This window comes from Streptomyces muensis (assembly GCF_021474425.1).
Lineage (GTDB): Bacteria > Actinomycetota > Actinomycetes > Streptomycetales > Streptomycetaceae > Streptomyces > Streptomyces muensis.
Genome location: NZ_JAKEIP010000384.1, coordinates 1 through 5,975, shown reverse-complemented (window position 1 = coordinate 5,975; position 5,975 = coordinate 1). Strand labels below are relative to the sequence as shown.

Below are 5,975 nucleotides of genomic sequence, written 5' to 3'. Positions count from 1 at the left end.
GGGGGAGCCCGTGCGGGGAACACGGGTGGGGGTGCACGCCGCTCGCGGGGGCTGTCCCCGCGTCGATTTCCGGACTCTATTGGTCGGCCACCGCTCGCCGACGCCCTGCCCGGAAAACTTCCCTCGCCCGAGGGAACCGGTGATTCCTGTTACCGCCCACCGGTCCCCATGGCCCTCACGGACCTCACCAGTCGCTGCGTGACGAAGAGCTCGACGTGAACTTCCGTACGACGTAGATCAGTCCACCGACCAGTGCCACGAAGACCAGCACCTTGAAGAGCAGTCCGATGACGAACCCGACGACGCTGGCTATCAGCCCGCCGAACACGACCAGGGCGATGACGGGCACCGCGATCCACTTAACCCACCACGGCAGTCCTGCGAAGATCTCACGCATCGCCCTCGTCCTTACCTCTCCGCCCGTCTCTGTGCCGGGTTCTGATCCTTCGAATCCGCCGACGTCGAACCCGTCGGGTTCGAGTCCGCTAGATTCCCTGCCCTCGATGCTAGGTCCGGCAGGTGCCCCGGCGGGGGCCTCGCAGCCCTTGTCCTCCCCTGATCGATCCCCTAGGGAACCCCGAGGCCGCGAGTCAGCTCTCGGGTGGAGAGAACACCACGAGCACCCTCAGGTCCTCGCTGATGTGGTGGAACTTGTGGGCGACGCCAGCCGGGACGTACACCACGCTGCCGCGCGCCACCTGCGTGGTCTCCATGCCGACGGTGATGTGGGCGCGGCCGCTCACAACGAAGTAGACCTCGTCCTGGTTGTGCGGCTTCTGTGGATCGTGCTCTCCGGCGTTGAGTGCGTACAGACCGACCGACATGTTGCGCTCGCGCAGAAACTGCAGGTAGGCGCCCTCGTTGGCGGCGCGCTCCGCCTCCAGTTCGTCCAGCCGGAAAGCCTTCATCGTTCTTGTCCGCCCTCGTCCCCGTGCTCATGGCCGATTTCGTCTGCCACGATCAGACACATGAAGAATTTCGTAGTCAAGACGATCGCCAACGCGGGTGCCCTGGCGGTCGCCGTCTGGCTGATAGACAAGATCACCCTCACCGGTGACAGCACGGGCAAGAAGATCGGCACCCTGCTCATCGTCGCGCTGATCTTCGGCCTGGTGAACTTCGTCGTCAAGCCGATCGTGAAGCTGCTGAGCCTTCCGCTGCTCATCCTGACGCTCGGCCTGTTCACCCTGGTCGTCAACGCGCTGATGCTGCTGCTGACCTCGTGGCTCGCCGACAAGTTCGATCTGAGCTTCCATGTCGAGGGCTTCTGGACGGCCGTGCTCGGTGGCCTGATCATCTCGATCGTCTCCTGGGCGCTGAACGTCGTCCTGCCCGACGGGGACTGAGCATCCGATGACCTACCGCGTCTGCTTCGTCTGCACCGGCAACATCTGCCGCTCCCCGATGGCCGAGTCCGTCTTCCGCGCCCGCGTGGCGGAGGCCGGGCTCGACGGACGGGTGGAGGTCGACAGCGCCGGCACGGGCGGCTGGCACGAGGGCGACCCGGCCGACCCTCGAACCGTCTCCGTCCTGGAGGAGAACGGCTACGACAGCGGCCACACCGCCCGGCAGTTCCAGACGTCCTGGTTCGAGCGCGTCGACCTCGTGATCGCGCTCGACACCGGCCATCTCAAGGCCCTGCGCCTCCTCGCGCCCTCCCCGGAGGACGCGGCGAAGGTACGCCTGCTGCGTTCGTACGACCCCGCCGCCGGCGACGACCTCGATGTGCCCGACCCGTACTACGGGGGCCGGGACGGGTTCGAGGAGTGCCTTGAGATGGTGGAGGCGGCAAGTACGGGCCTCCTCACGGCGGTCCGCGAACATGTGGAGGGACAGGCGGCATGAGCGGTACGGAGGACCAGGGGCGGGCGTCCGGCAGTGGCGACGGCACGCGCGCCGTGCGCGCCGGGCTGCCCGAGCCGGTGGCGTACGAGCCGACCCTGCCGGGCCCGGTCTTCGCCGCCCACTACCACCTGCCGGGCGAGCCGACGGGGCCGTACACCTACGGCCGGGACGAGAACCCGACCTGGACGCATCTGGAGCGCGCCATCGGCGAGCTGGAGGCGCCGGGGGAGGACGACGTCGAGACGCTGGTCTTCGCGTCGGGCATGGCCGCCACGTCGTCGGTGATCTTCTCCCAACTGCGGGCGGGGGACGCGGTCGTCCTGCCCAGCGACGGCTACCAGGCGCTGCCCCTGGTGCGGGCGCAGTTGGAGGCGTACGGCATCGAGGTGCGCACGGCGCCGACCGGCGGGGACGCCCAGCTCGGCGTCCTGGACGGCGCGAAGCTGCTGTGGATCGAGACGCCGTCCAACCCCGGCCTCGACGTGTGCGACATCCGGCGGCTCGTCGAGGCGGCACACGCGCGCGGCGCCCGCGTAGCCGTCGACAACACGCTCGCGACACCGCTCGGGCAGCGCCCGCTGGAGCTCGGCGCCGACTTCTCGGTGGCCAGCGGCACCAAGCAGCTGACGGGGCACGGCGACGTACTGCTGGGTTACGTCAGCGGCCGCGACGCCGAGGCGATGGCTGCCGTACGGCGCTGGCGCAAGATCGTCGGGGCGATTCCGGGGCCCATGGAGGCCTGGCTCGCGCACCGTTCGCTCGCCACGCTCCAGCTGCGGGTGGAGCGGCAGAACGCCACCGCCCTCGCCCTCGCCGAGGCGCTGCGAGACCGGCCGGAGGAGCTCGGGGTGCGGTACCCGGGGCTGCCGGGCGACCCTTCGCACAAGATCGCCGCCCAGCAGATGCGGCGCTACGGCTGCGTGGTGTCCTTCACGCTCCCCACGCGCGCGCGTGCCGAGCGTTTCCTGGAGGCGCTGCGGCTCGTCGACGACGCGACCAGCTTCGGCGGGGTGCGCTCCACGGCCGAGCGGCGCGGACGCTGGGGCGGCGACGCCGTACCGGAGGGCTTCATCCGTATGTCCGTCGGTGCCGAGGATCCCGAGGACCTCGTGGCGGACGTACTGCGTGCGCTGGACGAATCGGGTCGGTGACCGGGTCCGTCCCCGAGTCCGTCCCCACGTCCGACTACGGACAACGGGCGGTCCGAGCCTCCCCCCTCGTGGCTCGGACCGCCCTCGGTTCTGCGCGCGAAGAACCGCGCGAACAAGGCTAGTTGACTCTCTGTCAGTGTCCAATCACAGTAGCGACAGCGACCTATCGACTTATTTATAGTTGGGCCCTGCCCTGGGGGTGGGGAGAAGGGCGGGGAAGGGGAGGGTGTGGCATGGATCTGGCCTTGTTGCGCACTTTTGTGACCGTGCACCGGGCCGGTTCCTTCACCCGCGCCGCCGCGCTGCTCGGGCTGTCGCAGCCGGCTGTGACCTCGCAGATCCGCACCCTGGAACGGCAGCTGGGCCGCCCCCTGTTCCTGCGACAGGCCCGCGGCGTGACGCCCACGACCATCGGCGACGAGCTCGCGCACAAGGCGGCCCCGCATCTCGACGCCCTGGTGGAGATCACCGAGACGGGCCTCGACGACGAGTCCTCCTTACGCACGCTGCACCTCGCCGGCCCTCCTGAGTTCACCGCCGAGCGTGCGCTGCCCGCGCTCACCGAACTGACCGGCGAGGACGGCCAGGGCTTCGCGCTGCGCGCGTCCTTCGGCAATGCCGAGGAGACGTTGGAGGGGCTGGCCGCCGGGCATCACGATCTGGCCATCACCACGGCCCGTCCGCGCGGCGCCCTGCTCACGGCGACTCCGCTCTGCGACGAGGAGCATGTGCTCGTGGCCGCTCCCCGCTGGGAGGACCGGATCGGCTCGGCGATGCTGCAGAGCAAGGGGGCGCATGCGCTGGAGGACGTCCCGGTGGTGGAGGTGCACGAGTCCCTGCCCTTCGTCTCCCGCTACTGGGCTTCGGTCTACGACTCCCGTCCGGCCGCCCCCGGAACCGTGATCGTCCCCGACCTGCGCGCGGTCCTCGCCTGTGCGGTCGCGGGGGCGGGGCTGGCCGTGCTGCCGCGCTATCTGTGCGCGGCCGCCCTGGAGCGCGGCGATGTCGTCCCTCTGCATGATCCGCCGGTGCCGCCGCTACGAACGTACTTCCTGGTGACTCGGACCGGGACACTCGCGATGCCACACATCGCTCGGGCCCATGAGTGGCTGCTGCGAGCGGCTTCCGACTGGGCGTGAGCAGGGGCTGCCAAGGAGGCCTGAGCCAGTGGCTCCCACCAGGCCTGATCAGGGGCTTTCATCCGGGTCTCACCAGGTCTTCCACGGTCGTCACACCATGAGCTCGACCGGTGACATCTCGCGATGTTTCACGTGGAACCAGCCGGGCCACATTTCCTCCATGACCGTCCGACCCGTGGTCAAGCGCACCGCCCGCGCCGTTCTGCTGGACGGTGACGACCTGATCCTGATCAAGCGCACCAAGCCCGGCGTGGATCCCTACTGGCTCACGCCCGGCGGCGGAGTCGAGCCGACGGACACGACCGTCGTCGACGCCCTGCACCGCGAGGTGTACGAGGAGCTAGGCGCCAAGATCACCGATGTGGTGCCCTGCTTCGTCGACACCGTCGAGCACATCGGCGAGGACGGCGGAGCGACCGGTGTGAAGGTGCAGCACTTCTTCGTCTGCCACCTCGAGTCCATGGACCCGTCCTTGCGGCACGGACCCGAAGTGGACGAACCCCTCGGCGAGTACGAGATCGTACGGGTGCCGTTCACCCGGGTCGGGATCGCGTCCGTCCACCTCGTACCGCTGTCGCTGCGGCACTACCTCGACGGGAACATCGAGGGCGTCCGCGCCATGCACGCACCCGACTTGGGCTGACACGGGTCGTCGGCTCCTCGCACGCGCCGGATCGTCAGTCCCCGATGACGACGAGTTCCTCCACCGAGTCATGGCGTATGCGCTCGGACGGGATACCGACGTCCCGTAGTGCGTCCACGCCGCTGCGGATCATGCCGGGCGGGCCTGACACATAGGCGTCGTACTCGGCCCAGGGTCCGTACTCGCGTATGGCGTCGGGGAGCTGTAGCAGTCCGTGCCGGTCCACCACCGGGCGGACCGCCAGCCAGGGGTGGGACTGCTGGAGTCTGAGCATCGTGTCGATGTCGTACAGGTCCTGGTTGGTGCGGGCACCGTAGAAGACCTCCACCGACCGCCGTTCGCCGTGCTCGGCGACGTCCTCGACCAGCGCCTTGATGGGCGCTATGCCGGTACCTCCGCCCAGGCAGAGCAGGCCGCTGTCGGTGGTGTGGTCCACGGTCATCGAACCGGCCGGCGGGCCGAGCCGGAGGATGTCGCCCGGCCGGGCGCGATGCACCAGCGCGTTGGAGACCCAGCCCGCGGGCACGGCCTTCACATGGAACGTCAGCAGACCGTCCGAGCGGGGCGCCGAGGCGAAGGAGTAGTGCCGCCAGATCCGGGGCCACCAAGGCGTCTCCAGGCTGGTGTACTGCCCGGCGAGGAAGGGATAGGGCTGGTCGGGGCGGACGGTGATGACCGCGACGTCCGAGGTTCTCAGGTCGTGTGCGACGACCTCCGCGTACCACCAGGCGGGGGAACGTAGTTCGTCCGCCGCCGCCGCGTCGATCATGACCTGCGAGATCGTCGTGTACGTCCGGACCCACGCGGCCTCCGTCTCGCCGTCCCAGACGCCGACGGCGTACTTGCTGAGCGCCCCGATGAGGCACTCGCCGACGGCCGGGTAGTGCTCGGCCCGGGTCCCGTACTTGCGATGACCGCGACCGAGATTCTGAAGGTAGTCGACGAGAACCGGGGTGTTGTCGATGTGCTCGGCCGCGGTGAGCAGAGCCTTCAGCAGCCGGTCGCGCTGGGTGTCCATCGCGGCGGGGAACAGGGAGCGCAGATCGGGGTGGCGTACGAAGAGCAGCGCGTAGAAGTAGGAGGTGACCTTGTCGGCCACCGGCCCGATCTCGGTCATGGTCCGGCGGATCAGGATGGCGTCGGGGGAGGCGGTGGGGGTCGGCGCCGAGCGCTGGGTCGGCACGCGTACGTGTGGGG

At 69.3% G+C, this 5,975-nt stretch carries 8 protein-coding genes; 5 read left to right on the top strand and 3 right to left on the bottom strand.

Annotated elements, in window-relative coordinates:
- Window positions 1-184: 184 nt before the first annotated feature.
- Entirely contained in the window at window positions 185-397 is a 213-nt protein-coding gene (locus L0P92_RS41345) for a DUF5326 family protein (RefSeq protein WP_030048440.1), read from the bottom strand.
- Window positions 398-590: 193 nt separating this feature from the next.
- Window positions 591-908, bottom strand: coding sequence for a cupin domain-containing protein (locus L0P92_RS41340; protein WP_062721140.1), 318 nt, complete (start codon window positions 906-908; stop codon window positions 591-593).
- A 60-nt stretch (window positions 909-968) separates the two neighbouring features.
- Here L0P92_RS41340 and L0P92_RS41335 point away from each other — a divergent pair, with 60 nt between their 5' ends.
- The 5 genes from L0P92_RS41335 to L0P92_RS41315 all read left to right on the top strand — a co-directional run bounded on the left by L0P92_RS41335 (window position 969) and on the right by L0P92_RS41315 (window position 4,778).
- Window positions 969-1,346, top strand: a complete 378-nt coding sequence (locus L0P92_RS41335; RefSeq protein ID WP_234768288.1) for a phage holin family protein — start codon at window positions 969-971, stop codon at window positions 1,344-1,346.
- A 7-nt stretch (window positions 1,347-1,353) separates the two neighbouring features.
- Window positions 1,354-1,845: a low molecular weight protein-tyrosine-phosphatase gene (locus L0P92_RS41330; protein ID WP_234768287.1), complete on the top strand. Its 492-nt coding sequence runs from the start codon at window positions 1,354-1,356 to the stop codon at window positions 1,843-1,845.
- On the top strand, window positions 1,842-2,996 hold the full coding sequence (locus L0P92_RS41325; protein WP_234768286.1) for a cystathionine gamma-lyase: 1,155 nt from the start codon (window positions 1,842-1,844) through the stop codon (window positions 2,994-2,996). The genes L0P92_RS41330 and L0P92_RS41325 overlap by 4 nt, the downstream gene beginning before the upstream one ends.
- Before the next feature lie 233 nt (window positions 2,997-3,229).
- Window positions 3,230-4,135, top strand: a complete 906-nt coding sequence (locus tag L0P92_RS41320; protein ID WP_234768285.1) for a LysR family transcriptional regulator — start codon at window positions 3,230-3,232, stop codon at window positions 4,133-4,135.
- A 160-nt stretch (window positions 4,136-4,295) separates the two neighbouring features.
- A complete protein-coding gene (locus tag L0P92_RS41315) occupies window positions 4,296-4,778 on the top strand; it encodes an NUDIX domain-containing protein (RefSeq protein ID WP_234768284.1) in 483 nt (160 codons plus the stop codon).
- A gap of 34 nt (window positions 4,779-4,812) precedes the next feature.
- Here the strand turns inward: L0P92_RS41315 and L0P92_RS41310 are convergent.
- Window positions 4,813-5,975, bottom strand: a 1,163-nt coding sequence (locus tag L0P92_RS41310) for a globin domain-containing protein (RefSeq protein ID WP_234768283.1), incomplete at its 5' end; no start/stop codon positions are given.